32 protein-coding genes are annotated in these 25,249 nt (G+C 45.2%); 10 read left to right on the forward strand and 22 right to left on the reverse strand.

Translation table 11 applies throughout. The annotated features are described in order from the left end of the window. Positions 1-2: 2 nt before the first annotated feature. The 6 genes from MHH82_RS22675 to MHH82_RS22700 all read right to left on the reverse strand — a co-directional run bounded on the left by MHH82_RS22675 (position 3) and on the right by MHH82_RS22700 (position 6,138). Positions 3-2,318 (reverse strand): ABC transporter permease, encoded by a 2,316-nt coding sequence (locus MHH82_RS22675; RefSeq protein WP_340967923.1) that lies wholly within the window; start codon positions 2,316-2,318, stop codon positions 3-5. Positions 2,319-2,438: 120 nt separating this feature from the next. Further along, positions 2,439-3,092, reverse strand: a complete 654-nt coding sequence (locus tag MHH82_RS22680) for a TetR/AcrR family transcriptional regulator (RefSeq protein WP_340967924.1) — start codon at positions 3,090-3,092, stop codon at positions 2,439-2,441. 167 nt (positions 3,093-3,259) lie between these two features. Further along, positions 3,260-3,634, reverse strand: a complete 375-nt coding sequence (locus tag MHH82_RS22685; protein ID WP_015736597.1) for a hypothetical protein — start codon at positions 3,632-3,634, stop codon at positions 3,260-3,262. A 133-nt stretch (positions 3,635-3,767) separates the two neighbouring features. Beyond that, positions 3,768-4,322, reverse strand: a complete 555-nt coding sequence (locus tag MHH82_RS22690; protein ID WP_036664232.1) for a GNAT family N-acetyltransferase — start codon at positions 4,320-4,322, stop codon at positions 3,768-3,770. Continuing rightward, on the reverse strand, positions 4,319-5,428 hold the full coding sequence (locus MHH82_RS22695; RefSeq protein WP_015736599.1) for a sensor histidine kinase: 1,110 nt from the start codon (positions 5,426-5,428) through the stop codon (positions 4,319-4,321). Before MHH82_RS22695 ends, MHH82_RS22690 begins: the two co-directional genes overlap by 4 nt. Then, positions 5,419-6,138 carry a response regulator transcription factor gene (locus tag MHH82_RS22700; RefSeq protein ID WP_340967925.1) on the reverse strand — a complete coding sequence of 240 codons (720 nt, stop codon included), beginning with the start codon at positions 6,136-6,138 and terminating at the stop codon, positions 5,419-5,421. The genes MHH82_RS22695 and MHH82_RS22700 overlap by 10 nt, the downstream gene beginning before the upstream one ends. A gap of 192 nt (positions 6,139-6,330) precedes the next feature. Here MHH82_RS22700 and MHH82_RS22705 point away from each other — a divergent pair, with 192 nt between their 5' ends. After that, the gene (locus MHH82_RS22705) at positions 6,331-7,053 is read left to right on the forward strand and encodes an ABC transporter ATP-binding protein (RefSeq protein ID WP_251498893.1); all 723 of its coding nucleotides are present in this window, start codon (positions 6,331-6,333) and stop codon (positions 7,051-7,053) included. Continuing rightward, positions 7,046-7,744 (forward strand): ABC transporter permease, encoded by a 699-nt coding sequence (locus MHH82_RS22710; RefSeq protein WP_015736602.1) that lies wholly within the window; start codon positions 7,046-7,048, stop codon positions 7,742-7,744. The genes MHH82_RS22705 and MHH82_RS22710 overlap by 8 nt, the downstream gene beginning before the upstream one ends. Positions 7,745-8,019: 275 nt before the next feature. Here MHH82_RS22710 and MHH82_RS22715 read toward each other — a convergent pair whose 3' ends face one another. Both MHH82_RS22715 and MHH82_RS22720 read right to left on the reverse strand, forming a co-directional pair. Further along, the gene (locus MHH82_RS22715) at positions 8,020-8,772 is read right to left on the reverse strand and encodes a hypothetical protein (protein ID WP_015736603.1); all 753 of its coding nucleotides are present in this window, start codon (positions 8,770-8,772) and stop codon (positions 8,020-8,022) included. A gap of 56 nt (positions 8,773-8,828) precedes the next feature. Next, on the reverse strand, positions 8,829-9,170 hold the full coding sequence (locus tag MHH82_RS22720) for a GyrI-like domain-containing protein (protein WP_340967926.1): 342 nt from the start codon (positions 9,168-9,170) through the stop codon (positions 8,829-8,831). A gap of 437 nt (positions 9,171-9,607) precedes the next feature. Between MHH82_RS22720 and MHH82_RS22725 the strand changes: the two genes are divergently transcribed. Further along, positions 9,608-9,769: a putative holin-like toxin gene (locus tag MHH82_RS22725; protein ID WP_340967927.1), complete on the forward strand. Its 162-nt coding sequence runs from the start codon at positions 9,608-9,610 to the stop codon at positions 9,767-9,769. Positions 9,770-9,888: 119 nt separating this feature from the next. Here MHH82_RS22725 and MHH82_RS22730 read toward each other — a convergent pair whose 3' ends face one another. Together MHH82_RS22730 and MHH82_RS22735 are read right to left on the reverse strand one after the other, a co-directional pair. Then, positions 9,889-10,662: an SDR family NAD(P)-dependent oxidoreductase gene (locus tag MHH82_RS22730; protein WP_036664244.1), complete on the reverse strand. Its 774-nt coding sequence runs from the start codon at positions 10,660-10,662 to the stop codon at positions 9,889-9,891. A 54-nt stretch (positions 10,663-10,716) separates the two neighbouring features. Further along, a complete protein-coding gene (locus MHH82_RS22735) occupies positions 10,717-11,454 on the reverse strand; it encodes an SDR family NAD(P)-dependent oxidoreductase (RefSeq protein ID WP_036664246.1) in 738 nt (245 codons plus the stop codon). 196 nt (positions 11,455-11,650) lie between these two features. Between MHH82_RS22735 and MHH82_RS22740 the strand changes: the two genes are divergently transcribed. Further along, the gene (locus MHH82_RS22740; protein WP_015736607.1) at positions 11,651-12,265 is read left to right on the forward strand and encodes a TetR/AcrR family transcriptional regulator; all 615 of its coding nucleotides are present in this window, start codon (positions 11,651-11,653) and stop codon (positions 12,263-12,265) included. Positions 12,266-12,300: 35 nt separating this feature from the next. Here MHH82_RS22740 and MHH82_RS22745 read toward each other — a convergent pair whose 3' ends face one another. From MHH82_RS22745 to MHH82_RS22775, 7 genes are all read right to left on the reverse strand, one after another. Further along, positions 12,301-12,948, reverse strand: a complete 648-nt coding sequence (locus tag MHH82_RS22745; RefSeq protein ID WP_340967928.1) for a FusB/FusC family EF-G-binding protein — start codon at positions 12,946-12,948, stop codon at positions 12,301-12,303. Positions 12,949-13,198: 250 nt separating this feature from the next. Beyond that, entirely contained in the window at positions 13,199-13,657 is a 459-nt protein-coding gene (locus MHH82_RS22750) for a GyrI-like domain-containing protein (protein ID WP_340967929.1), read from the reverse strand. Between the two features lie 207 nt (positions 13,658-13,864). Continuing rightward, positions 13,865-13,960: a competence inhibitor ComI gene (gene comI, locus MHH82_RS22755; RefSeq protein WP_015736610.1), complete on the reverse strand. Its 96-nt coding sequence runs from the start codon at positions 13,958-13,960 to the stop codon at positions 13,865-13,867. Between the two features lie 150 nt (positions 13,961-14,110). Continuing rightward, positions 14,111-14,860 (reverse strand): GNAT family N-acetyltransferase, encoded by a 750-nt coding sequence (locus MHH82_RS22760; RefSeq protein WP_015736611.1) that lies wholly within the window; start codon positions 14,858-14,860, stop codon positions 14,111-14,113. Between the two features lie 51 nt (positions 14,861-14,911). Next, on the reverse strand, positions 14,912-15,451 hold the full coding sequence (locus MHH82_RS22765) for a DinB family protein (RefSeq protein WP_251497595.1): 540 nt from the start codon (positions 15,449-15,451) through the stop codon (positions 14,912-14,914). Positions 15,452-15,505: 54 nt separating this feature from the next. After that, a complete protein-coding gene (locus MHH82_RS22770) occupies positions 15,506-15,913 on the reverse strand; it encodes an NUDIX hydrolase (protein WP_213579339.1) in 408 nt (135 codons plus the stop codon). Then, positions 15,910-16,479: an HAD-IIIA family hydrolase gene (locus MHH82_RS22775; RefSeq protein ID WP_340967931.1), complete on the reverse strand. Its 570-nt coding sequence runs from the start codon at positions 16,477-16,479 to the stop codon at positions 15,910-15,912. The genes MHH82_RS22770 and MHH82_RS22775 overlap by 4 nt, the downstream gene beginning before the upstream one ends. Positions 16,480-16,612: 133 nt before the next feature. Here MHH82_RS22775 and MHH82_RS22780 point away from each other — a divergent pair, with 133 nt between their 5' ends. Beyond that, positions 16,613-16,834: an excalibur calcium-binding domain-containing protein gene (locus MHH82_RS22780; protein WP_340967932.1), complete on the forward strand. Its 222-nt coding sequence runs from the start codon at positions 16,613-16,615 to the stop codon at positions 16,832-16,834. Positions 16,835-17,015: 181 nt separating this feature from the next. On the opposite strand, the gene MHH82_RS22785 is transcribed toward MHH82_RS22780, so the two are convergent. Further along, complete coding sequence (locus MHH82_RS22785; protein WP_340967933.1) at positions 17,016-17,522, reverse strand: DUF6985 domain-containing protein; 507 nt, start codon at positions 17,520-17,522, stop codon at positions 17,016-17,018. Positions 17,523-17,546: 24 nt separating this feature from the next. After that, entirely contained in the window at positions 17,547-18,053 is a 507-nt protein-coding gene (locus tag MHH82_RS22790) for a GNAT family N-acetyltransferase (RefSeq protein WP_340967934.1), read from the reverse strand. Positions 18,054-18,298: 245 nt separating this feature from the next. Between MHH82_RS22790 and MHH82_RS22795 the strand changes: the two genes are divergently transcribed. From MHH82_RS22795 to MHH82_RS22805, 3 genes are all read left to right on the forward strand, one after another. After that, entirely contained in the window at positions 18,299-18,730 is a 432-nt protein-coding gene (locus MHH82_RS22795) for a BlaI/MecI/CopY family transcriptional regulator (RefSeq protein WP_036664254.1), read from the forward strand. Next, positions 18,727-19,527, forward strand: coding sequence for a M56 family metallopeptidase (locus MHH82_RS22800; protein WP_015736618.1), 801 nt, complete (start codon positions 18,727-18,729; stop codon positions 19,525-19,527). The genes MHH82_RS22795 and MHH82_RS22800 overlap by 4 nt, the downstream gene beginning before the upstream one ends. 90 nt (positions 19,528-19,617) lie before the next feature. After that, a complete protein-coding gene (locus MHH82_RS22805) occupies positions 19,618-20,376 on the forward strand; it encodes a prolipoprotein diacylglyceryl transferase (RefSeq protein ID WP_340967935.1) in 759 nt (252 codons plus the stop codon). A 187-nt stretch (positions 20,377-20,563) separates the two neighbouring features. Here MHH82_RS22805 and MHH82_RS22810 read toward each other — a convergent pair whose 3' ends face one another. Beyond that, on the reverse strand, positions 20,564-21,748 hold the full coding sequence (locus MHH82_RS22810) for an alanyl-tRNA editing protein (RefSeq protein WP_340967936.1): 1,185 nt from the start codon (positions 21,746-21,748) through the stop codon (positions 20,564-20,566). A gap of 341 nt (positions 21,749-22,089) precedes the next feature. Here MHH82_RS22810 and MHH82_RS22815 point away from each other — a divergent pair, with 341 nt between their 5' ends. Further along, positions 22,090-22,908 carry a FlxA-like family protein gene (locus MHH82_RS22815; RefSeq protein WP_145037301.1) on the forward strand — a complete coding sequence of 273 codons (819 nt, stop codon included), beginning with the start codon at positions 22,090-22,092 and terminating at the stop codon, positions 22,906-22,908. A gap of 245 nt (positions 22,909-23,153) precedes the next feature. On the opposite strand, the gene MHH82_RS22820 is transcribed toward MHH82_RS22815, so the two are convergent. Continuing rightward, the gene (locus tag MHH82_RS22820) at positions 23,154-23,702 is read right to left on the reverse strand and encodes a GNAT family N-acetyltransferase (protein WP_340967937.1); all 549 of its coding nucleotides are present in this window, start codon (positions 23,700-23,702) and stop codon (positions 23,154-23,156) included. A gap of 178 nt (positions 23,703-23,880) precedes the next feature. Here MHH82_RS22820 and MHH82_RS22825 point away from each other — a divergent pair, with 178 nt between their 5' ends. Continuing rightward, positions 23,881-23,964, forward strand: a complete 84-nt coding sequence (locus MHH82_RS22825) for a putative holin-like toxin (protein ID WP_222125850.1) — start codon at positions 23,881-23,883, stop codon at positions 23,962-23,964. Positions 23,965-24,297: 333 nt separating this feature from the next. On the opposite strand, the gene MHH82_RS22830 is transcribed toward MHH82_RS22825, so the two are convergent. Next, positions 24,298-24,912: an alpha/beta hydrolase gene (locus MHH82_RS22830; RefSeq protein WP_015736624.1), complete on the reverse strand. Its 615-nt coding sequence runs from the start codon at positions 24,910-24,912 to the stop codon at positions 24,298-24,300. Positions 24,913-25,249: the final 337 nt, after the last annotated feature.

A 25,249-nucleotide genomic window follows, 5' to 3' on the forward strand; every position in this document is an offset into this window, starting at 1 on the left:
GGTTACTCCTTCATATGTTCGGATATTTTGATTCGTCCCGCGCCAGAAACGCCGATCACGGTTGCGATCAGCACCGCGCCGATCATCAACATGGGGCTGAACAGATACGCCGAAAGCGGATCGATCGCAAAATGAAATGTCGACGCTCCAAACGAGGAAATTGCGGCACCTGCAAGCATCTCACCGACCGTGTTGGCCAGAAGCGTTCCAACCATGATGCCGACAATCAGGACAAATACCGAACGCGAGACATACTGCACCTTCATATCCGAGTTCGTAAAGCCAAAGGCTTTCATGACGGCAATCGCATGCCGGTCCTTGGCAACCAGCATTTTCATAAACAGCAAGGTAACGAGAACCGCTATCATCAGCGCAACCGTAACGGCAGCGTTGGAGGCCGTTTTGACGGAGCTAATGGTCGAGCCGAACGTTTGCGATACAAAGTCGTCAATGTCCGAGATCTTTGCATAATCGAACCTCTCCGCATAGGCGGAGACCTTCTCATGGACAAGCGTTTGATCGGATAGCTCAGCGCAGACGATGCTCCACATCGTGTCCGCCGTATCGTCGGTGAATACAGCCTTTGCGGTTTTGCCGCCGTTGGTAATGTCGGAGTAGATTCCGCTTACCGTGAGGGCTTTCGCCTTCCCCTCGATCACCACCGTGATGATATCGCCGATCTTTTTGCCCAACTCATCGGCGTTTATCGCCGAAAGCGCAATTTCGTCTTCTGCGGGTGCTTTGCCCTTGGCATATGCTATAGGGAACACCGTATGGTCCCCAAGCTCGATTTTGATATTTTCCTCCGTCCCGTCTCCCGTTTTGATTTTGAATGTTTTGGTTGTAAGGACGGCTGTCTTTGTAATGGCAGGGTCGTTGTTCATCGTATGTAGAATCTCGGCCGTTTTTTCCGACATTTGCTCGGTCTGCTGAATGTCAACCCGCATGTCGTAGCTTCCGATGCCCATATATTGAATAAAGCTTTTGGACGAGATCGTGTTGTGCAGGTTCTGCGGTACGATCATGATAAATGCCGAGATCACGATTACCGTCAGGCTTGTAGCGTAAAGTCTTTTCCTGGCGAGAACGTCTTTGATCCCGAGAAAAATATTGGTGCTAAACAGCCTGTTTCCGCTCAGATTAAAGCGTCCGGCGCCCGTGTTTTTCTCGGGTGAAGTGCCAAAGCGTATCGCTTCTGAAGCCGATATGGTCCGAAAGCGATTCAGAACTCTGCTTACATAGGCGATGATCGTCAGGAAGACAAGCAGTATGCCGATGAGTCCGAACGGCAAGGCATAAGAAGAATGGCTGCTTTCTCCCATATAGAGACGTATGTTCTCAAGAAGCAATCCTTTGAAAGGCACCGAAAGCGCAAAGCCGAGAATACTGCCTGCCGCGGTAATCGCAGCATATTTCGCGAGATAGATCTTTTTCATATCGGAAACACGCAGCCCTATCGCCTTCATGACGCCGATTTCACGGTAATCTTCTTCGATTTTGGCTAAGAGGGTAAAGCGTATGCACATCAGAGATATCGCTACGACAAGAATGCTAACGAGAAGGATAACGCCGATCATCATCCCGTCGGAAAGGGCGTTCATCATTTGGAACAGCTTATAGGTAACCGTAGGTCCGTTCGCTTCAAGACCCGCGGAAGCATAATCTGCTTCGAATGCGCCTAGCTCCGACAAATCCCTTAGTCTGAACTCAATTAAATATTCCGTACTGCCCGAGTTTTTGATCTCCGCGTAATCCTTGTCACTGACCAGAAAACGCTTGGAGGCGGACAGCGTGGAATTCATCTGCGAATCGCGGAGGAATCCGGCAACGGTAAATGCCTTCCCGCTGATCACCGCAACATCGCCGACCCTTGCCATATTGTCTCTCATATAATTTATGGGAACATATAACTCGCCGTCGTCTGCGTGAATGATGTTCCCGTCCAAATCAAGCAGATAGTCGAATTTCTTGCTCTGTATGCTGAATCCGTTATCTTGGACGCTATTCGCAAGCGTGTGCTCTCCTAACGTAATCCGTGCGCCGTCCATGTTGAGAAATTCTGTCACTTGAAAATCTTCGACATTGCCTTGCTGCTTGGCAAAGGCTGCAAGCCGCGCAGTATCGATGTCACCCGAATGCATTTGCATAAAATGCGGAGTTTTGGCTTGCGTCATGAGTGTATGTACCGCTCCGGATAAATTTAAAATGAGCACGGCCGCGAGCGAAACCAGCATCGCTGCTGCCGCAACGAAGATCATGGTCATCAACGTGATCCATTTGCTTTTGGATATATCCCTTCGGATGATTCTGAAATACATAAGGCCCCCCTGTGTTCAAGCATTTTAACCGATCTCTACCATAACAGCTTTCCTAAGATGAAGAGGAGAAAGGACTGCTTCTCTGCCGTCGCCCCTGCTGATGAGCTTTCCTGCGCTGATTCATGCTTGTCCGCTTTCATCTCCTCCACCAAACATCCCCATAACCTCCATCAGGCTTCCGCTTTCTGCGCCGAGCAGCCTCTCGACGTTGCAAACAAAGGCCAGAACTCGCTGCCCTCGCTCCTCGTCCGTCATCGTTACCAGATCTTCATCAAAAACGGTATTCGCATAGATCACTACCATTTCCATGCATTCATACGGGAACGGCGTGCTGAACAGCCCCTGCTCGATACCTTCGCGGATGATGTCCGTCAGGATCGGCGGAACACCGTTAATAATGACCTTATGTATCTTTTGATGCATGAGCGCATTCTGAGGCTTGTGAATATGCTCCATGATTTCCTTGCTGCTCTCTCCATCGCCGCTTATGTTCAGCGACATCACAACGCGGATGATGCGCTCAATTACCGGTATGCTCTTGTCTAAGGCAATGGCCTGTGCCCGATCCAACAATCGGACGGTATAGCGGTCAATCAGCGCATCCATGATATCCTCCTTCGACTTGAAGTGATGATACAAAGTTCCGCGCGCAATGCCGACCTTTTCGAGAATATCGTTGGTACTTGTGCCGTCAAAGCCCTTCTGACCGAATAGCGCATCCGCTGCGTCAAGGATTTCATTCTTGCGTTCCTCCGCTTTTTTTACGATTCGCATGCTTCCCCCTCCTTTTCTAGACCGACTGTCTGTCGGTAATATCATATCATGCCGCTTTCCGTTGTCAAGGCCGTTGTTATCTGAAAAAATAAAAAGCGACCCATCCCCTATTAAGGGATGAGCCGTTTTTTATTTGTGCTCTGCTTTTTTTTGCAAAATTGCTTATCTTACTGTCTTATGACGAGGATGTCTTGAGGCGGTCTGGCAGTGCTTTGAATTTGGGTAATTTCTGCGTCCGTAAGGTTGCGACCTACCACAATGAACGAAGATGTCACGTTGTTGAAATTAAAGTTTTCCAGGTTCGCTACGTTTTGGCTTCCTCTGAACACACGGAACGACCCCTGAAAGTTGATTCCCGAGAACAACACAAGCGTTACTTCAGAACGCTGCACCACATTCCGGAGCCGAAAACTCGAAAGAACGTTGTTAAACCGAAATGCTCCGAGGTCACGAACCGCAACGCCTCCTCGTCTGAATAGAATCCGACGAACGGAAAAATTAGTACCTGACCAAAGCGCAAGACGCACATCACGATTTGCCATCAATATCACTCCTTAGCTGGGAATGATATAGTATACTACCAGAGTTATAGAATGGTAAAAGACAAAAACCACCGTTAAATCGTTTGTTTTTCGGATGTACCCGCGATCCCGTTTATGATTTTAACCAGAGTCCTTAGCTGTTCTCTGATACATACTCTTCCCTCAACAGACCATAATGCGCAAGGTCTTCATATTCACCCCATTTTTTTACATGTTGTCTTAACAGTCCTTCATGCTTCATTCCTAGCTTTTGCATGACTTTGCCTGATGCAGGATTGTTCCCCAGATGACGTGCAAAAATGCGGTTTAATCGCATTTCTTCAAACGCATATTGTACGATTCCTTTTGCCGCTTCCGTACAATAGCCATGATTCTTGTATTTTCTCCCTATCCAATATCCAAGCTCACCGTGATCAAAATTTCGATTGCAGCCTATACTGATTGCGCCAATTACGTAATTTTCTTCTTTATGTACAATAGCTAGCTCAAGGGATCGATCTTCATTGAAGTTAGCAAAATGGGACTCTATCCATTGTTCTGCCATCCCATCTTCGTACGGGTGCGGAATATATAGCGTTGTTTCTGCAATATACTTATCGCCTGCCAGTTCCTGTACAACTCTTGCATCTTCTAAACTGAACGGCCGTAAAATCAACCTTTCTAATTGGATCGTCGGTAGTTTCTTCATCCATATCTCCCTCCTTCTTTCGGCAATCGAATCGTAAACGTTGTCCCTTGCGAAGGCTTGCTCTCCACTGTGATGGTGCCGTCATGGGCTTGAATCAGCTTGTAGACGATCGCCATTCCCAGTCCGGTGCCCTCAGAGGCAGCATCCGTCGTGGTCCCGCGATAATATTGTTGGAACAGATGGGCTACCGTATCGGCCGGCATGCCTATGCCATTGTCCGTAATGCGGATAGCGGCAAACTCTCCTGCGTCCGTGATCCGAACGAAAATCTCCGTAAACTCCGGATTATGAATGATCGAGTTGATCATGATATTTTGCAGGATGCGCTGCATGTATTTCGCATCAAAATCCACGTGCATGGCAGACGAATCCGTTTGAAAATGCAAAAGGTAGTTGCTTGCCTGCGGATTGTTGCTGATATCGGCTACCACCCTTTTGGTGAACTCGACGATATCCTGATTCGCCTTCAATAACGGCAGCGCGCCATCCGCGCGGTTGAGCTGCGTAACGAGGCTTAAATCCTGAATCAATTCCTCCATATGCTTCCCTTTATCGTCCATTTCCCGGATGAAAGAGATCGCCTCTTCCTTCGACCATTCGTACTGTTCGTTCAATAAGAGAGCCGAATAACCCTTAATATAGGTTAGAGGTGTTTTCAAATCATGGGATATCCCCGCGATCCATTCCTGTTTGGCCTGTTCGATTTGGGTTCTTTCCGCCTCGTTCGCTTGCAGGACGCTGCCCAAGGACTGAAGATGCTGGAGCACCTCCTGATAGAGGCTGTACCGCATGCGCAGTTTCCCTTTTCGGGTAACGATTTTGGACAACTCGGCCGGTTGCTTGTAATCATCTTTCGAAAGCTGTTGAATCCAAGTCATTATGAATCCGATCGGGCCGCCAAAATACCATCCGAACAGGGCTATGCATAACAGCGTGCTGGCTCCGAAGATCACTCCTACAATAAGTCCTTCATTATCCACAGTGATATGAATACCCAGCATGGGAAGAATGCCTTCAAGCAGAATAACAAGCAGCATACCCGTTCCAAGAAGCCACAGGATGAGCCCTAACGCCAAATGTATCGTGAATCGAGTTTTTATTCGCATGCCAGTGCCTCGTTCGAAGGGATGAATTTATAACCGATTCCCCTTAAATTCACGATGATTGCGGGTTTGCGGGTATCATCGCCTATCTTTTTGCGCAGCTTGGAGATATGGATCGTGACCGTTTTTTCTTCCCCGAACACGTCATTCCCCCATACCAGCTCATAAAGCTGAGCCGTCGTGAAGATATGATTCGGATGCTTGAAGAAGAAATGCAGCAGCTCCAGCTCCTTGGCCGTGCAATCTACTGGTTGGCCCTTCACGATTAACGTTGCCGATTCCGGATGAAATGAGAGGTACCCGTAATCGTATGCCGTGTTTTGTTGAAGTTCGTTCTCCATAATCTTTTGCCTACGAAGAATCGCCTTGATTCGGGCAATGACCTCCAATGGATTAAAGGGCTTTGTTATATAATCGTCCCCGCCGATGCCTAACCCCGTTAACTTATCGAAGTCGGTAGAGCGCGCGCTGATGAAAATGATCGGCGCATTCGTATGTTTCCGGATCTCCGTGCAGAGTTCAAAGCCGCTTAGATCCGGGAGCATAATATCAAGCAGGATCATGTCATATGATTTTTCTTTGACGCGCTGCAGTGCGCCTTTTCCGGATGAGACCGTGTCAATATGCGTAAAGTTTTCTTTTCGGAGCGTAATCTCCAATAACTTCAAAATACCAATCTCGTCATCGACGGCCAATATGGTTGCAGATTCCATTTGCTATTCTTCCCTCGTTTCAAACTAATCCAGAACATGTATTTCTATCTTACCTTATTTCATCCTTTACGAGTTTACGCGATGTCAAATGTTACGAGTTTTTTCCGCTCCGTTTACTTTATTTTTACTTTCGTTCCTTAAGCTAAATGTAGCACATCAATCAGAGAGCGGGAGGAAATCAGAGTGGAAACCATGATTCAAATCCATCAAGTAAGCAAGGTATACAAAGGTACAGAAACCATTACGAACGTCAATATGAACGTCCGAAGAGGGGAAATTTACGGGTTTTTGGGTCCGAACGGTGCCGGGAAAACCACCATTATGAAAATGATCTTAAACCTGGTCAAACCGTCTTCCGGTGAAATCCGAGTATTCGATCAACCGGTTCTCCCCACATCCTTTCAATTCTTGAAAAGAATCGGCAGCATCATTGAGTATCCCGTGTTTTATGACCGGCTTACGGCCGAAGCCAACTTGGATCTTCATTGCAGATACGTCGGATATCACAATAAGTCTGCGATTAAGGAAGCGCTGGAGATCGTAGGCCTTCACGGAGTCGGAAAGAAGAAAATCCATGAATTCTCGCTAGGAATGAAGCAGCGATTAGGGATTGCACGGGCCATTGTGACGAAACCGGACATCCTCATTCTGGATGAACCGATCAACGGACTGGATCCGATCGGAATTAAGGATATTCGGGAGCTCTTACTGCTATTCAAGAAGAACTACGGAACCACCATTCTCATATCGAGCCATATCGTGTCGGAAATCGAATCGGTTGCCGATACGATCGGCATTATTCATCAGGGGCAATTATTAACGGAAGTAAAAATGGAGGACATCCGAGGACAGCATGCCGGGTCGTTGGAGGCGTATTTCATCAATCTCGTTCATGGAGGCAAACGCTATGCTTAAATTGATACAGCTGGAATGGCAGAAGAATAACCTGTCCGGATATTTCAAGGGATTAGCCATTTGCATTGCGGCTATTTTCGCAGCCGTTACGCTGATGGCGCTGGGTTCCAAAGGGGAAAACGAGCCCATGAGTTATGCAGATTTCATATCGTTATCAGGTGTTTTGATTCGAATCACCTATATCATTTTCTCAAGCGTTATTCTGTCCCGTTTAGTGATTGACGAATACAAGAGCAGCATGATCCAAGTGTTGTTCACTTACCCGCTGCAGCGAAAAAAAATTATTCAAGCCAAGTTATCGATTGTGTTTGGATTCTGTTTTTTCAGCATCATCATAACAACGTTCCTGATCCATCTGTTAACGTACCTCTTGAATCCGATGATCGGTTTATTTGACGCGCCTATTCCTGTCGCTGCCATGATGGCCGCTGTTCCGGCCACGGTGCTAAACGCCTTTATGATGGCCGGCATCAGCCTCATTCCGTTATCGTTCGGCATGAGAAAGAAATCGGCGCCTTCCACGATTACTTCGGCTGTCATTATTGGATTCTTGATTAACGCATCGGTGTCCGACGGGGGAAGCTCGTCCAGCTTGTTCCAATTCATCGCCATCCCGATTGTTCTCTGCCTGCTTGGCCTGATCCTTGGCTATCTTGCTTTTAACAAAGTGGATCGAACCGATGTAGCTTAAGAGACATGTAGCATTTGAACGGAGGAACAGCATTGTCTTGGTAGCCGTCAGCGGGTTGGCGATGGTCTGTTAAGGCATAGGGAAACAAACATTTAATCATGAAGCTTCCTTTGAAGCCAGCCTTATCACAGAAATTGAAATCCATAAGGAAAACGAAACGGACTATTGCCGGCAAGCCCTAGCCAGGGAAAATCCCCTAGAGCCGCACGGCAATAGCTGTTTTTTCCTTTTGGATGTAACGTTCTCCCCAGACTTAAGGTGTTAAAAGTCCAGCGTTAAGGATGCGAAGACTTCTTCGAGTAGACTTCCAATGCCCTTATGACAACTTCTTCATGGATCCCGCTCATCGTATGTATTCGTTCTGCCCATTCCCCGATATCCTTCAGCTGAGGCTCTGCTATTCTGCCTTCCTTGGAACTTAGGTAGCTTTCGTAATGATCGAATTCCCAATGGAGAACCTCCTGATCCGTAAAAATCCTCTTTTCTACAAGCGGATCGCTGAACAGGCGCTGCGTTTTTTGCCCGGCGATGATCAATGCCTCATCGGATACAGGCGTCAAGTCGAATGCTTGGCTGCTTTCCTTTCCGTTTGGCCTTCCGTAGGTTATCAAGAGACGATTCGCTCTGGTGTTCAGTTTAATGCGTGAACCTGGAAAGAAACCGTCGACAAATTCTTCCGTATACGCTTCATGACCCGGTTCCAACAAAATGGGCTCAATCCATTGATCTCCAAGATCGCAGAAATATTTATTGCCCTCTTCGTTGACGGCGACCACGGCGACATGCAAATGCTCCGTCAGCACTCCATAACAGGGGCGTTTGTTCTGTCTGAATTCATCGATTAACCAAATCGCCAAATCAAAACAATTGCCCGACGTTCCATATAATGCGCGATGCTCTTTCATGACATCCGTTGTTCGTTGTTTGCATTCCGGGTCTATTAAGCTGTGCCAGGCTTTCGTTAAGGTTTCCATCGGAAAATCGTTGAACTTCCTCCATACCTGCATGATATCTTCAGTCGCTCGCATATTCCTTCCTCCCTTTACGGCTTCTGTCATCTATGATACATGTTCGGGCATCCTTCCTATTCCTTCGGATAATAAATTTCCGTTACGCCATTCGGCTGCAAGGTGTCGTTAAAGGTTTCAAATCTTGCCTTGGCAGCATTGACGCCATATTTGCTCCGATGATCGGTTTCGCAGAAATACTGCCAGAATGAACAAATATGTTTCTCCTCGAACCGGAAAACCTCGTATTCCTCTTCCGGAAGATTCAAGGATACCATGCCCTCCGGGATCTCCCCGATACGACTTACCATCAAGGCTACCGTCATCTTCGATCCGTCATCATGGATTACCATGTACGTATTCGGATCGGCAGTTTGATGCTGTATTTCGTCTCTTCTGGATCTAAGGGTTGCAAACAAGCGCTGTTCGTCCTCTTAGGATTGCGGAAGCTCATTCTGAATGCCGATTAACCATCGATTGCCTAAGCGTTCTCTTCGAACCGACCACAGATCTTCCATATGGACTTGGCTAATCTCCGTCATTTCATATCCCCCCTTTCTAATTCCAATTTGCCGTGCACAACAGTTTTCGGATCCTTCCATTCTGCAAAAAAGTCACACCTTCGCTTTAGTTGTAGTGGGATCATTTCACATAACGTTCCCTCGTCTACGAAGTGACCCGGTCTTAGATAACTCTTATCTTAGGCCAGGTCTATTGTTGTCTGATTATTCTGTTATGCCTTACTCTCTGATATTATTTATTCGTTTTTATTATTCTTCGTTATGCTATAATTTCCCTAGTACAATATACGGCTAAAAGGGCGGTCGGCTAGTCTCCCGGAAGGGAGGTGAAGCCCATGGAGGTCAAAGACGCACTTTCCTTAATGTTCATGTTCGGTATGTTCATTTTGGCGCTTCTTACCTACATGAAAAAGAAACAGACCGCCCTGCCTAAGGTAACGGTCTATTTCGACCACCACTTAGCGGCCGACTGCTCTTTATGCAGTTATTGTGCTTAGGAGTCGTGTTCCAGCACGGCTCCTTACTTATTCTTACCTCAGTATAACTCAATTTATAACGTTTTTATAGGTTCGTTTGTTTATTTTTATTAAAATCTTGGCTGTCTGGTGCTGTAAACTTATTGGTTGATTTGGCCGCCATCCACGGTATAAATGGATTGCGTTACATAGGACGCATCATCGGACAGCAAGAAAACAGCTACGTTGGCTACCTCTTCCGCTTCCCCGTATCGTCCGAGCGGAACGGCGGCGCCGAATGCTTTTCTTGCACCTTCGGCATCCTCAGGCACCGTATTTTTCTCGATTTGGCGCATCATGCGGGTATTGATTACTCCAGGCGCTACGGCATTCACTCTCACGCCGAACGGAGCAGCTTCTAATGCAACCACCTTCGTCATGCCGATCACGGCATGCTTGGAGCTATTGTATCCGACAAATCCGGGCGAACCGATAAGGCCTGCGCCGGAGGAGGTATTCACGATGCTGCCGTAACCTTGCTTTTTCATGACAGGAACCACGTATTTCAGTCCAAGGAAAGCACCCTTGACGTTGACATTGAAGACCATTTCAAAGGTTTCGGTCGGATAGTCCTCTACATTGGCAGTGATCCCTTCGATCCCCGCATTATTGAAAAAGCCGTCGATTTTACCAAACTTCTCGACCGTTGCATCCACATACGCTTTGACTTCCTCTTCTTTGGCGACATTGGCCTGCAGCGCAATTGCTCTGGAATCGTCCAGACCCAAATCGGAAATCACTTGTTGGACGGCTTCTAGGTTCAAATCGACCAGCGCAAGCTTGGCCCCCTGTTCCGCCAGTTTTTTGGCGGCTGCCGTTCCGATCCCGCCTGCTGCGCCAGTAATCACAATCACTTTTCCATCAAATTTGTTCATGGTGTATGCCTCCTAGTAAGATGTCATGATTCTCTGTATGTCTAAGTTCACCCATTATTGGGCTGTATATCCACCGTCAACCGTCAAGGTATTCCCCGTCATGAACGAGGAGTCATCCGAAGCCATGAACAGAACAGCCTTTGCCATTTCATCGGCTTGTCCCAAACGCTTCATCGGAGTGGCCGCTGCCAGCGCTTGCTTGCTCTCCTCCGGAATGATCGGTGTGTCGATAAAGCCGGGGCACAGCGCATTGATCCGAATATTGTGCTCGGCATACTCCAGTGCCAGGGAACGGGTCAAGTTAATGACTCCTCCTTTAGCGGCGTTATAAGCCGCGGAACCGGGCGAGCCGACCCAACCGTACATGGATGCGGTATTAACGATCGTGCCTCCGCCTGCTTTTAACATTTCACGGATAGCTTCCCGGGCGACCAGGAATACGCCGTCCAAGTCCACGTTTACGGTGTTTCGCCACTCGGAGTACTCTAGATCATGCGAAGAATGAACGCGCCCGATGCCAGCGTTGTTAAATACAACATCCACTTTGCCAAAAGCTTCGGTCGCTTGCTTAAAGATATTGGCTACTTCTTCCTCGCTGGTAATATTCGCTTTAACGAACAACGCCTCGTGATGAAGCGCCTTCAATTCGGCTTCAAACGCCTTGCCCTTGTCCTCATTGAGATCGACAAGCACCACTTTGGCTCCTTCTTCAACGAAAAGACGCGCGGTCGCCGCACCGATGCCGGATGCACCACCGGTAATTACAGCAACCTTGTTTTGTAATTTTCCCATCTTGGATACCCCCGTATAATGGATTAAAATAGTACTATATTGATTACAATTAAATTAAGATATTAAATTTAGTACTATTTTGCTTACAATTCAATTGTACTATTCTGTTCACATTTAACAATCATTAACCTGTGATGAAGTGTCGATCTAGTCAACACTTGGAACCAAACTGTCTTTTTGGGGGGGCGCTCTTTCCGTGAATCATGAACAAATCGTGACATCGGCACGAAGAAATCGGACGAAAGAACATCTGAAATCCGCCTTTATTCAACTTGTAAAAGAGAAGGGTTATCATGCTGTAACGGTGAAAGACATCGTGGATAAGGCTGCTTATAACCGCAGCACCTTCTATGTCCATTACCAGGACAAAATCGAATTAGCCGACGATCTGCTGGCTTCCATGCTTCAGGGCTTGGAAGAATCGGTGGGCAAGCCCTACATACCGGGACACAAAGTGTATACAGCTAACCTCAATGCCCCGTCCTTTAATATCGTGGCCTACATTTACGAACACCGCGATTTTTTTGAGCTGATCAAATACGAGGATACCTTGCCGGGATTGCATACGGAATTCCCTCAAACGATCGTAAAAATCTATCAGGAACGATTTATATTCGAAACGATTAACCAGATCCCGGTGAACATGGACTACTTCAAGCGGTACACCGCCTACGGCTTTCATGGGTTGATTCTGAACTGGATTCGAAACGATTTCAGGGAATCGCAGGAGGATTTTATTAAAGAGGTCATTGATCTAACGAGGACGCATATTTACTCGGTGGAGTATGTGAACAAAGCGGACGAAACCTAAATAGGCTGCCTCTAGGGCAGCCTATTTCTAATTTGTTATTTGCTGGCGGAGAGAATGAACTTCTCCAGAGCTGCCGTGTCGGTAATGCTGTGATTGCAGCCTTGGCTATCCAGACAAACATAATGGCTTATGGCAGACAGATTATCCGCCGAAGCACCGGACGGCTTGGTCTTGACCGAGAACGAGGCGAGCTCTTGGTGCCGATTGCAGAAGAGGCAATACCCTTTCTTGTTGGTCGGCGTGATTCTCCCCTCGATCCCGATGAAGCGTTCTTCGAACGGGTATACGATAAATAACCTGTTGCTGGCAATATCGACCCAACCCAAATAGGTTACGTATCGAAAATCGATCGAGGTCAGATCCGGTAATTTCAATTTCTTATTTTTAGGAAATAACTTCTGAATCTGTTTTGGCGTAATCGTCGGAAAAGACTCCAGGTAAGGTTCCAAGTCGTTCAGATATCGCTCGAAATCCTCGGCCTTCTCGAATGTAGAGACTTGGCCCAGCATCCGCTTCTGATCCTCGGTCAACGATGGAAAGGCATCCATGATGTTGGCAACAGAACTGAACCTGACGGTTTCCAGAACGCGTCGATCCGCAACGGTTCGCAACGTCTTCAGAAGGAATTCCGATTGTTTTTTAATCACGTTAAACTGGTGGTTTCTAATAAATGTCGTACTCATAGCTTTCAGCCCCTTATTCTTATTTAAGTTCAATAAGGTGCAAAGCCTGTTATTAGAAACGATAAAGTTAAGTTTGGGCGATCGAATTCATCCTATCGCACCCCACGCAAAGTATCGCCCCAAATCAGGCTTTGCATGAGGACTTCCTAGCTAATGAGCAATTCAGCATTGCCATCGGCGTAACCCCCAATCCCATTTCATACGCAAAATTATATCAGCAAGTTATGGAAGGCGCAATTAGCTGCTGCATCTATTTAATGGTGTCATACAAGTCTACTTCAATATGATTGACATCCCCATGTCCCCATTCATCTGAAATCTCCAGATGCCAGGATCTTAGCAATCTTTCATGTTTATTTTCTTTAATCCTGTTGTGGAGCTCGTCATATGTATTTCTGATTTCATAATTAGGTCCCTTATGTCGCTGGACTGCATATTTTTGTTTCGGAATTACTACAGATACCATCCCTTCTGGAACCTCCGTTATTTCATTCACTTCAACACATACCCAATAACCATCCTCCTCTTCCGTTAAATCTTCAACGAAGAATGCCCCAATCAATCTTGCTGGTTGTACAACTTCAGAAATCTCATTCAGCCTTTCCTTAAGTAAGACAGAAGCCTTTGGAATCTCATGGACATACTGGTCACCAGGGCATACTACTCTTATTCCTACTAAATTCATTCCATTGAGTTCGACAATCTTCATTTGGCATACGCCCCCTTTGTTGGATTTATCTCAACATTCGTTTATTTATTCCATGCTTTGATTCATCATTTCTAATATGTTAGTATATATTTAATAAAGACCAAGTGCTGTGAACACTTGGTCAGTACAATTGGCTTGGATGGTTTATTCCCTTCTAAGTCGCATAGGAACAAAACCCACCTCTGGCTCTAACCTTTGGGTGGGTTTTTATTTTCTCTTGTTGTTATTATTGATGTATGTTAAAAGAGCAATAATGAACGTTCCAAAGAGGAACATGATCGTTAATGCATCTTTCACTTCCATGGCTTCACCTCCTTTCGAAGGGAAACCATGCCCACCCAAGATTCAATTGTAGTTATATTTTACCTTTATTCAGATACGGGTACAAGCGTTCTCATATTATTAAGTTCATAAAAAAATTATGCTCAGCGTTTTGGTTCAATTTCATATTTCTTATTTAGATTTAGACTCGAAATCCCTAAAATCAACTCGCCAATCCGTCACGAACGCGGGGTAATACCCCACTCGGTAAGCCACTCTTTGGGAGGCGATATTACTAGAGATCACATCATAGGTCGGCACGCGTCCGCGATGCAATACCTCAAACGTTAATCGGTTTACAAGATAAGACGCCAATCCCATTTGGCGAAATTCAGGGAGTACCTCGATTCCGATTTGCCACATCGCGGCACACACGTTACAAGCCCCTGCCAAGCCAACAATCCTGCCATGGTGCTTGGCGATTACGGCCAATACCGTCTGATACGGACGCCCCGGGTCGGTTACAATGGCATCCTCCAATCCCTCAAGCTCCATGAGCCTTGAAATCTCATTTTCCTCCACCACTTCATACGAAAAACCGGCCGGTGGCGGCATCGGCTGGATTCTCTCTAGATCCGGGAGAAAATGCAAATAAAGTCCTCTAATAAACGGCAGCGAAAAAATCGTATCCCTGTCTTTCCCTTGCATAAACGTTTTGGCAATCGCCAGCCGTTCCGGCGTAGCCGACACCACAATGGATTTGCCCATCGACAAAATTTCGAAATAACGTTCATTTCTCGGATACGGTCTCCGCCCTGGATTCTCTCTGGCGTCTACAAAAATCACGTGGTCCTTTTCCCCGTTTAAGTCATCCACCGTACAATTCAGATCAATCGCCAGCTGGGTCTGCACGATATGTATCATTTCTTTATGCGTCATCATGGTTTTATGTCCTTTCTTAGGGGGAAGCCATATTACAAAATAACTTCCCTTCTACTCACTTTCCATTCCACTCCTTTGCTCGGAATACCACTTTCTAAGCTGATTAATATGGGCCTGATGATAACGGTTATGGTCGGCCATATGCCACAAGCCCCAGCGAAGGGTGGCTTGCTTTTCATTCTCGTGTCCAAATGTGACGATACGATCCAGATCCGCATCCGTTAACTGCGAGCATGCATCTTTCAGTAAATTGAATACAACTTCATATTTAGATAGGAGCGTGTCCAGAGAGATCCCTCTGACCATTGGCAGCTTGTTATGTTCATCGATCATCGGGCCGTACTCGTCCATTAACGACGGGGGGAGCACCTCTCTTTTGATCCGATAAACCCAATTCAGATCGACGTACGTGATATGTTTTATTAATTGAGCGGCGCTATTATAATGGCCACCAGGTCCCTTATAATCAACTTCCTCTTGCGACATGCCCTCGGTTATGGACTTTAGCCGCTCACTGTTCTCTCTGACAGCCCCATATAACATGCCCACGATCGTTGACATATTCCCTTCACCTTGCAAATCATATAACATCCTAACACAACCTTTCTTGTAAAAATAAACAGCATTCCCAAAACCCTCACGATTCTAGAACTCGACATAGATCGGATGTGCTGCCGGGTTTAAACACATTTCAATTCGCTCCCGGAAGTTCATAAAGTTAACCATCTGCAGTGCTTCTTCGACTGAAAAAAAACCTGTCTCCAAACTCTCTTCGGTTATAATCGGGACTCCTCCAACGGGCTTGGCCAGAAACAATGTATTGCATATACTGTCTTTCACATTATGGAAGATGCCGCAAAACTGCATGATTTCTATATCGATCCCTGATTCTTCCTTCGTTTCCCTAATCGCAGCTTGTTCGGGAGATTCTCCGATCTCCACGACGCCCCCAGGCATCTCCCATCCTCGCTGCGGTCCTTTAATGAGCAAAATCTCGTCCTTTTCATTGATTACGATGGCAGCGGCAGACACAAAATGCTTAGCTGGATTCATTTATTTACTCCCCCTTCTAATATCCAGGTCACGGCTTCATTCAAGTCTGTCGCGATAAAATCAGGATACGCATCTTTCCATTTGCCGAAGTACTCGTGGTTATTATATTTTTCCAGTTCCTTGGCTCCGGCCCCCGTCATCACTAACGCTTTCTTGCAGCCGGCTTCTTTGGCAGCCACCATATCCGTCCACCTGTCCCCTATGACATAACACTTGGCTAAGTCCAGATGATTGTCTTCTGCGGCTTTCAACAGCATCCCTGCGGATGGCTTTCTACATTCACAACCCGCTCCATGCTCATGCGCACAAAGATAGATCTTGTCAAAACCAAAGGCTGACAATTCCGACTCGAATTCTCCCATCGTTGCTTCGCCACGAGCAATTCCAGGTTGATTCGTAAACGAACAAATAAGCATGCCAGCGGCTCTGAGAGATTGAAGCGAATCCTGTACCTTCGGATAAAGCTCAAATTCACCGGGCAAAACAACCCGATCGGTTCCTCCAAGAGTTCCGTCCCTATCTATAAAAACCGCTTGCCTGACCAAAACACCACCCCCATTTTCCACCTCTATCACCAAATTAAAAAGAGTTCTAAAATTAACAGTTGAACAAGTAATAAATTCCAGTTACCATATATTCATTATTTCTAAGATGGGAAACTTAAATGATGAAGAAAACTTTTAGGTTTGTTCTGTTTTATTGTTGGCTCTAAATGTTACTTCTGTTAATGCAGCTGCAAAAGCGAAGTCCTATAAAAACTGTACAGAGCTAAGAAAGGATTATAAAGGCGGAGTTGCCCAATCATCCTCTGCAAAAAACAAAGGTGGTAAAACCAAACACAAGCCTCATGTTTCCAAAGAACTGTATAATGCGAATAAGAAACTTGATCGAGATAAAGATTTAATCGCTTGTGAAAAATAAGTCGTTTATTGGGGATTCCAGGTAACTTCATAAACCTTTATCGAAAGCCAGCCTTAGGTCTATCTCAAACTAAGGTCGGCTCTTTGTTTCGTCTGCTTGCTTTCCATCAGTGCAGACACCTTGTTATAGGATGTCAGAATCCTAAACGATTAAAAAATCGCTGCCGATGCCTCGCTCTTTCTTATTCACTTTCGTCGGTTTCGCTCCAAATGGCGTCTGCGCCATAACCTAAATACTCACGCATCTCTAGAACCTCACTGCCCAGTATCACAATTTCCATGCCATTTTCAGAGTCCCACTCTGCTCCCCCACCCAGGATGGCTCCGAAAGTATGATCGTTTCGATCATAAGGATTTCGATAAAGATCAACTTGCCCTACGGACATAAACTTCAAAATATCCGCTCCAGACACCTCACCTAACCCTGGAGGATAATCAGCCGTATCGCTGGGCATTTTGAGGTCTTTCCACTCGCATGCTTTCTTGCATATTTCATGTATGGTTTCAGCCGGCAGCTGATTCAGCACGTCTTGTATGTAAATTTCCGCTTCCTTCACACTCATGTCTTCCGTGCTGAAACGATATTCGACATTACATTGGAACAACGCAAGATACCCAAACCCAGACATGCCGCTTTCATCTGAAGGATCCACAACTCCAACGTTTTTTAACTGAAATCTTTCGGTCACTCTATCTCCTCCTGAATCATCCGTCTACTTTTGATTTTTATATAATGTAAAATACATCAAACGATCCTTTAAATCAGGCTCTTTAGTGAATCCCATCTTCTCTAATAACCTTTGTGATTGAATGTTTTCAATTTCCGTTGTCGCTTCGATACAATCAAGTTTCATCAAATTAAACCCAATCGGAATCAGTTCATGCAAAGCCTCTTGCATGAATCCTTTCCCCCAGTAATCCGGGGATAGATCAAAACCGATCTCAGCTCTCGTTTCTTCTTCGTCCTTTATCCAACAATGAAACCCACATGTTCCAATGAGTTCGTTCTTGTCTTTTCCGAACAGCCCGTACCTGCAGCCCGAATCCTGGATATGAAACATAATAATGTCCACTGCTTCATGTATGTCTTTACATGCTTCGATATCCATAAATTTTGTGACTTCGGGGTAAGAAAAGTGCCTGTATATGGATTCAGCATCATCAAGTGTTAATTCTCGCATGAACAGTCTATTGGTTTCAATCATCGGAAATTCTACCATTCGTAATCGCCCTTTGCCTTAAATTAAACCTCATTGAACTTCTCCTATTTCTTCTATTCTCGACTGCACGGCAAAAAACCTTTTGTCACGGACGTTTTCAGTCACCGGTACAGCGCCCGACAAATGAAGGATACACTACAGAACGAACAGAGGGAAAAGCTATGATCGCTCAGATAGGCGGAACGAAGGGAAGTTGACTTTTGTCCATAACCATACTACGATGTGTAGTATGAGGTGAGATAGGAATGAAGATTAAGAAAATGAATATCGAGGGCGAGGGCCTGAATCGATTTTTTGGACCACTGGAGTCAAGAATTATGGATATTCTCTGGTCTTCGGAAGCACTGAGTATCAAGGAAGTGCAGTCGATCCTGAATCAAGAGAGCCCGATCTCCATCAATACGGTGATGACCGTCATGAATCGTCTTCTGGATAAAGGCCTGCTGACAAAGGCGATGACGGGAACCGGCAGGACACGGGCAGCCAAGTTCAGTCCGCTGCAGTCAAGGGAGCAATTTCTCACCGAACAGACGAAAGAAGTGTCGCAGGGACTCATTCAAGAGTATGGGAGCTTGGTCGTGAACCACATGATCGATGCGCTGGATGATGTCGATCCCGAGGTGATCGCAAAGCTGGAGCGTAAATTAAACGATATCAAACGCGGGAAAAAGCAATGAATCCTACCATACGGCTAAGATGTGCCTACGCGCTGATGATCGCATTCGTAGCTGTTGTCATGGTACATATGGGAATGCTCATTACATACCAGATTCGAAACGGAGTGGTTCAAGGCCCCGTACTGAATTACGCCTTAATCGACATTGTCATTGCGTATACCCTTGGTCAGATCATTTGGCGAAGTACCCGGCAGTTGGTTTTATCGCACAAATGGTTAAGGCACTTCCGTGCCAACAGGCACGACAAATTAACCAAGCGGCTCAACTACAAATACCGCGACTGGGGCACGGAAATCATCGTGGTACAGGACGATGCCTTTGTGGCTCTGACGATGGGTCTTCTGCGACCGAAAATTGTCGTATCCACTACCGTTTTAGCGATGTTTACTGACAAGGAAATAAAGGCCATTTTACTGCATGAACGATATCACTGTCGCAATTACGATGGATTAAAAATGTTTTTTTCGACCATGCTGGCAGACGCCTTTGGATATTTGCCGATCGTTAAACCGATTCTTCGTTACTATCAGACGTGGCAAGAGCTGTTTGCTGACCGCTACGCCATCCGGCAGATGGGTACGGAGCTGTATTTAGGCAGCGTCTTATTACAATTAGCGAAACTCGGTAAGCTTCAGCGGTATGAGACAGCCGTGCATTTTGCGAATACGACATTGGAGTATCGGGTCATGCAGGTTCTTGAGCCTGATCGAGGGGTCAATGTTCCGTTAGCCCTGCTGAAGCCTTTTCTGAGATCCTGTTCCATTTTGCTGCTCCTAATGTTGGGCGGGGATTCATAATCCCTTTTTTTTGAATGATTACACTACAATATGTAGTTCAATCACAATCGCGTTTAGACGGAAGAATTTTATCAAATAGGAGATGAACATATGCACAATGAACTCATTCATATCGGACCTCTGACCATTTACGGCTATGGATTGATGATTGCAATCGGAATCCTTATCGCTTACAAGGTTGTTGCTTATAGAGCAGCTTCTAGACAAGTAGAACTATCCCATGTTTCCTCTCTGACTTTTTGGAGCTTATTAGGCGGATTGGTCGGCGCTAAGCTTTTGTTTTGGATCACTCAAATGAACCATATCATCCAGGATCCTTCGATGGTTCTGAATTTTTCGGAAGGATTCGTGGTGTACGGTGGAATTATCGGGGGGATTGGGGTCGGTTATGCCTATTGTAAGAAGAAAAAGATAAACTTTCTAAAATACCTTGACCTTTTTGTGCCCTCCCTTGCATTAGCGCAAGGCTTTGGAAGAATCGGCTGCCTTCTCGCCGGTTGCTGTTATGGTGAGGAAACGGAGGGGTGGTTTGGAATTACGTTTCACGATTCCGAGCTGGCCCCGAATGATGTCAAACTCATTCCTACGCAAATATTAGAAAGCGTATTCAGCTTTTCTATTTTTTTCTTGCTGATCTATATGGCTAGAAGAAAAAGACCTAACGGCCTAATAGCAGGTCTTTATCTCATACTTTATAGTTTAGGGAGATTTATTATCGAATTTTTCAGAGGCGATATCATCCGAGGCCAGTTCGGTGCTCTCGCTACTTCGCAGTGGATCGCATTAGCCGTTGTTTTGCTCACGTGCATCGTATTCTTAACCCGGACTCAAAAAAAGATGACGACATAAGATACAGATCATGATATTGGTATCCACTAAGCACTCGACAAAAGACAGAAGTCCTTAAGTATATTGTGCTTACTGACTAAAATAAAGAGAACTCGAAACAGGCCGGGGCCCAGCCCTTCATCAATGAAAGCCGAGCCCCGAGGTTGCCTTCTATTCGTAGAGGAACGGTTTCTGCTAATCGGATCGCTTATTCCTCTTCTGGCTGACCTAATGATTGCGCCGTAAACCGGTAAAATGCCATGGCATCCTCCACGGTGCTAAAACCAGCTTGGGCAATCTTATCGCTGCCCCCGCCTTTTCCTCGATAATCGGCCAGATGCTGTTTGAAAAAAGCACCGCAAGCAGGTCCGCTCTCCCCTCCTTGGGCGAGAACCACCTTATGGTCCGAGTTGGACGCGAAAAGCACGATAACCTCGGCTTGTTCGGTAAGCTTGGCTGCCAAGTTCTGCATATCCTTCATCGGCTTGTCCGCAAAAACATGTTTGACCAGTCTGCCTTGGCGCTCAGCCAACAGCTTCCCGGCCAGGTAAGCGTCATTCTCGGCCTTCACTGCGTTTAGTTCAGCTTGGAGCTGCTTCTGCTCCTGATCCCATTTGGCAATCCGGTCCAGAATCTCTTCCTTTGCCGTATTGAACCTGGCTGACAGGCTTCCGAGAATCTCCATTCCGGCATTAAATTCTTTCAATGCCCGATATCCACACTTAAAATACAGACGCATATGTCCCTTCTGTTTCTCTGCTCTCAGCAGCTTGATCATTCCGATCTCACCGGTTGCCGAGACATGGGTGCCGCCGCATGCGTTATATTCGATACCTTCGATTTCAACGATCCGAATATCGTCGGTTACCTTCGGCTGCTTCACCAGCGGCAGGGCGGCCGCCTGCTCCCGGCTCACAACATAATTCGTTACCTGTCGATTAAGGTAAATCTGGTCGTTGACTTCCAGCTCCAGCATCATCAGCTGATGCTGAGGCAGATCCGATCGGGCGATATCGATGGTAGCATAATCCTGACCCAGGTGGAAGCTGAGCGTCTCCGCCTCGCATACCTGCAGACACATGGCCGACAGCAGGTGCTGACCGCTATGATGCTGCATATGGTCGAACCTTCTGTCCCAATCCAGCCGGCAGGTTACCTCTTCCCTCTCCGGTAAACGTTCGATTTTATGCAGTATCTCTCCGTCCTCCTGAACGACATCAAGAACCGGGATTTTATCGATCCACCCGAGATCACAGGGTTGTCCTCCGCCATGCGGATAAAAGGCCGTCTCTTCCAGTACCAGGTAGGTACCGTCCTCCCGTTCCAGCTTCCGCGTGATTCGTGTCTCCCACTCCCGGGTATAAGCGGATTCATAATACAGCTTCTTTGTCATCTTCATGTCCTCACAGTTCCCAAGTTATAAATTCATACTGATATCAGCTTACTATAAAACGGTCCCGCAGTGCCAAATTCCATTCAATAAAAAAAGACCGCCTGCCAGCGATGCCAACAGCACGTTCCTTGAACAAGAGGTTAGAGCATTACCTCATAGATTCCATCCTCTTCCGCTATCTAGAATACATGATAACCAAAAAGAGTAGATTCTGTTTCTGTATAAGCTGCTGTTGACCCCTTCTCTAAATCACACTCAAACCCAGCTAATATTCACATGAATAATAGCCGATAATAATTGCAAAGAAATATTTACCATTTCATTCTAAGGGAAGTGTTTAAATGCCTCAGATTTCAAGCTTATCAAGTAGATCACAGTCTACACAGCCTGTAAAGACTAGAGCGAATATTATGTCACCCATTGACCGGGAGATTGAGCAGTTAACCAATCAAAAAGGAATTATTCATGAAAAAATCGCGAGTGTTAAATCAGATGAAAAACTGGATTCTAAACAAAAAGATGAACGAATAAAAATTTTAACCATGGATTTACAATTACTTGAATCTCAAATTATGCAGAAAAGAATGGAGAAGACTGAGGAGAATAAAAATGACAACAGTGCTTCTTCTGAAAAGGAGAATTCGAGTAAAAAAATCGAAATGGATGCAGGTAAGCAAGATGGATCAGGCATATCGATGGAAAAGTTTTTACAAGCTAGCAATCTACATGACCAATTGACCAAAATGGCAAGCGTGCGTAGATCACTGAAAGTGGAAGCCGACACTCTTAGGCATGAAGTAAGAAAGGGTAGAGAACTTCTTGGAGGTGAGAACGAACCTGGAGACCCAGGCAAATCGGAAATGAGAAAGAATCTAGAATTGACAGTTAATAAATCGAAAACTGAAGAAGCCCTAAACATTGAGAAGAAAATTACTGAATTGGATCGTAAAATAAGTGAAAAGATCGAAGCCACTAAAGAGGGTATTCAGAACGACAATAAGAAAGTCATCACGGGAGAGGTTGATAATCAGGAGGATGTATCCGTATCTGATCAACCTGTAGGCGCTGGGGATACGATAGAGCAGAATCAGGATACTGACAAGAATAAGAATTTTAACCATCAAGCACAACAGAATATTAGTATTGATATTCGCGTGTAAAGAGAGATATCTTTCAAAATATATATAGGTATCATTACGAAAAACTCATGGTGACAAGGATTAATATGAATAGCACCGTTAGAACAGTTATTGACTGTTAGTAACGGTGCTATTGTTATATTAGATTAGAGTTAACAAATAACACCGTACATGCTGGTGAACCTGCGGTTGAGAAAAGATCATTTATGGATTGCTTTTGGAAAAGAGTATTTAAATATTATCTTATCTTGCATTATTCCCACTACTTAACGCGCTTGATAATCTCTTTTAAGTAATGCATAGATGACCGTATCAACAAATTGATTCCTCCAATAAAAATGCTGCTTCAATGTCCCTTCTTCATTTAATCCCATCTTCTCCAGCAACTTTCTTGATGCCGTATTCTCTGGCTCTACGAATGCTTCAATCCGGTTTAATTCAAGATGGTTAAATCCGAACTCCATGATCTTCTGAATCGCCTCCGTCATGTAACCTTGCCGCCAATATTCTGGTGCCAGCTCATATCCAATCTCAGCTTTATAGTGATGTTTCATCCAACCATGATATCCGCATGTTCCAATGACTCTGCTTTCCGACCGTAAAGTGATTCCCCAACGAATGGCCTGATTGTTTTCAAACCTGTGATTCCATCTACGAATCAGTTCATCTGCTTGTTCAATATGCATAAAACTCTCCACATCATAAAATTTCGTAACGGTGTCCATAGAGAAATAATGAAAGATGTCTCTAGAATCCTCTGGTTTAATTTGTCTTAATACCAATCTTTCTGTTTCTAATAGGGGGAATTGAGGCATGTTGTTCTCCTTACTTGGTTTGGGTCATTTCTCTAAACGTTTCTGTATCTACAAACTTATGTATTCCAGTTATTAGTATTTCAATGATATGTGTTCTGGTTTTATATGTTATAATTTTCTAGTACAATAATCGGCTATAAGGGCGGTCGGCTAATCTCCCCGAAGGGAGGTGATGCCCATGGAGGTCAAAGATGCCATCTCCTTAATGTTCATGTTCGGCATGTTCATTTTGGCATTGCTCACCTACATGAAAAAGAAATAGACCGCCCTGGCTAAGGTAACGGTCTATTTCTCGACCTAACTAGTGTGGCCGACTGCTCTTTATGCAGTTATTGTACGCTGGAGTCGTGTTCCCGCACGGCTCCTTACTCATTCTTACCTCAGTATAACTCATTTTATAACGGTTTTATAGGATTTTATTAGTTTATTTTTACAGTAGCGTTTCAAATGTATTGTACTCAGCTATCTCACAAAACGTTGTTATCACGAACACGAGAACTAATATAATAGCTTCACTGCCGGACGAGGGACGAATGTCTCGATTCGTGAATTTGGTGTTAGACAAATTCGTCTTGTTTTTCATACAGAACTTACTCTAATTTAGAAAATTCGTATATATCCCTACCAGTTTGCTTAGAATCTCAACACTTTCCGGAGCATGATTGGTCTCTAAAGAATGGTTGGCATTAGGAATTTCGATGACCTCTGTGGCCTTGTCTAGTTTAATTCGGTTGGCATGTTCATGATTAAACACTTCATCCTTTGAACCATAAACCACAAGTCCCTTAAACCTGTTGATATAGTGAATGGTGTCCTTAATTGGCGTCAAAAATAGATGCTTTATTGGAATTTCAAGTTTTTCATGAACTTCTCCAGCAACGATTGTTCCTATGCTCTTACTAATAAAGACAACTTGTTTATACTTGCTAATGACTCGTTGAACCGATTCGTGGCACTCTTCTATTACTTTTTGCAGATCATGAATATCCAAATCCGTTCTCGCGGCTTGATAGCCATATTCAAGTACCATTAAGTCATAACCGCTTTGAATCGCGGAAGTTCCAGCAAAATGTAGAATGGGCTTATCACAGGGATAGTTTTTTCCAGGAAACAGAACAACCAACTTACTATTGTCCTCTTGAAGTTGATAATATTTTTGTCTCATTTCCGTTTTCCAAAACGAAGGCACCTTTAAAATCTCTAATTTCATGGTCTCCATCCTCTCCGGCTTCAGGTGATTTTTCAGCTAACATCTTATCTCCGCACTTCATCAGTACCTCCATATTACGTGTATTCGCGCTCTTCGTAAATACTCCCAGTCATTGGCAGGATATCTCCTACCTCCGAGGACGCTTCTGGCCCCTAGGCACCAAATCTTCAAAATCGTTCGATATACATGTTTCATCCCTTGACAAAGTGGGTAAATGTATAAAACATATTATTGCACCGTTGCAGTTATACGGTCCTACTCAACAAGGACTCGTTGCCTGCAAACGCATTTTGCATATATCCATTTGGGCTGAGAGAAGCAGTGGCGTAGCTGCTTG

It is taken from the genome of Bacillus sp. FSL K6-6540, assembly GCF_038007545.1.

Excerpts from the sequence above, each read along its gene's own strand:
- MHH82_RS22675 (WP_340967923.1), bottom strand. The coding sequence starts at position 2,318 with ATGTATTTCAGAATCATCCGAAGGGATATATCCAAAAGCAAATGGATC.
- MHH82_RS22680 (WP_340967924.1), bottom strand. The coding sequence starts at position 3,092 with ATGCGAATCGTAAAAAAAGCGGAGGAACGCAAGAATGAAATCCTTGAC.
- MHH82_RS22685 (WP_015736597.1), bottom strand. The coding sequence starts at position 3,634 with ATGGCAAATCGTGATGTGCGTCTTGCGCTTTGGTCAGGTACTAATTTT.
- MHH82_RS22690 (WP_036664232.1), bottom strand. The coding sequence starts at position 4,322 with ATGAAGAAACTACCGACGATCCAATTAGAAAGGTTGATTTTACGGCCG.
- MHH82_RS22695 (WP_015736599.1), bottom strand. The coding sequence starts at position 5,428 with ATGCGAATAAAAACTCGATTCACGATACATTTGGCGTTAGGGCTCATC.
- MHH82_RS22700 (WP_340967925.1), bottom strand. The coding sequence starts at position 6,138 with ATGGAATCTGCAACCATATTGGCCGTCGATGACGAGATTGGTATTTTG.
- MHH82_RS22705 (WP_251498893.1), top strand. The coding sequence starts at position 6,331 with ATGATTCAAATCCATCAAGTAAGCAAGGTATACAAAGGTACAGAAACC.
- MHH82_RS22710 (WP_015736602.1), top strand. The coding sequence starts at position 7,046 with ATGCTTAAATTGATACAGCTGGAATGGCAGAAGAATAACCTGTCCGGA.
- MHH82_RS22715 (WP_015736603.1), bottom strand. The coding sequence starts at position 8,772 with ATGCGAGCGACTGAAGATATCATGCAGGTATGGAGGAAGTTCAACGAT.
- MHH82_RS22725 (WP_340967927.1), top strand. The coding sequence starts at position 9,608 with ATGGAGGTCAAAGACGCACTTTCCTTAATGTTCATGTTCGGTATGTTC.
- MHH82_RS22730 (WP_036664244.1), bottom strand. The coding sequence starts at position 10,662 with ATGAACAAATTTGATGGAAAAGTGATTGTGATTACTGGCGCAGCAGGC.
- MHH82_RS22735 (WP_036664246.1), bottom strand. The coding sequence starts at position 11,454 with ATGGGAAAATTACAAAACAAGGTTGCTGTAATTACCGGTGGTGCATCC.
- MHH82_RS22745 (WP_340967928.1), bottom strand. The coding sequence starts at position 12,948 with ATGAGTACGACATTTATTAGAAACCACCAGTTTAACGTGATTAAAAAA.
- MHH82_RS22750 (WP_340967929.1), bottom strand. The coding sequence starts at position 13,657 with ATGAAGATTGTCGAACTCAATGGAATGAATTTAGTAGGAATAAGAGTA.
- comI (WP_015736610.1), bottom strand. The coding sequence starts at position 13,960 with ATGGAAGTGAAAGATGCATTAACGATCATGTTCCTCTTTGGAACGTTC.
- MHH82_RS22760 (WP_015736611.1), bottom strand. The coding sequence starts at position 14,860 with ATGATGACGCATAAAGAAATGATACATATCGTGCAGACCCAGCTGGCG.
- MHH82_RS22765 (WP_251497595.1), bottom strand. The coding sequence starts at position 15,451 with ATGTTATATGATTTGCAAGGTGAAGGGAATATGTCAACGATCGTGGGC.
- MHH82_RS22770 (WP_213579339.1), bottom strand. The coding sequence starts at position 15,913 with ATGAATCCAGCTAAGCATTTTGTGTCTGCCGCTGCCATCGTAATCAAT.
- MHH82_RS22790 (WP_340967934.1), bottom strand. The coding sequence starts at position 18,053 with ATGGTAGAATTTCCGATGATTGAAACCAATAGACTGTTCATGCGAGAA.
- MHH82_RS22795 (WP_036664254.1), top strand. The coding sequence starts at position 18,299 with ATGAAGATTAAGAAAATGAATATCGAGGGCGAGGGCCTGAATCGATTT.
- MHH82_RS22800 (WP_015736618.1), top strand. The coding sequence starts at position 18,727 with ATGAATCCTACCATACGGCTAAGATGTGCCTACGCGCTGATGATCGCA.
- MHH82_RS22805 (WP_340967935.1), top strand. The coding sequence starts at position 19,618 with ATGCACAATGAACTCATTCATATCGGACCTCTGACCATTTACGGCTAT.
- MHH82_RS22810 (WP_340967936.1), bottom strand. The coding sequence starts at position 21,748 with ATGACAAAGAAGCTGTATTATGAATCCGCTTATACCCGGGAGTGGGAG.
- MHH82_RS22815 (WP_145037301.1), top strand. The coding sequence starts at position 22,090 with ATGCCTCAGATTTCAAGCTTATCAAGTAGATCACAGTCTACACAGCCT.
- MHH82_RS22820 (WP_340967937.1), bottom strand. The coding sequence starts at position 23,702 with ATGCCTCAATTCCCCCTATTAGAAACAGAAAGATTGGTATTAAGACAA.
- MHH82_RS22825 (WP_222125850.1), top strand. The coding sequence starts at position 23,881 with ATGGAGGTCAAAGATGCCATCTCCTTAATGTTCATGTTCGGCATGTTC.
- MHH82_RS22830 (WP_015736624.1), bottom strand. The coding sequence starts at position 24,912 with ATGAAATTAGAGATTTTAAAGGTGCCTTCGTTTTGGAAAACGGAAATG.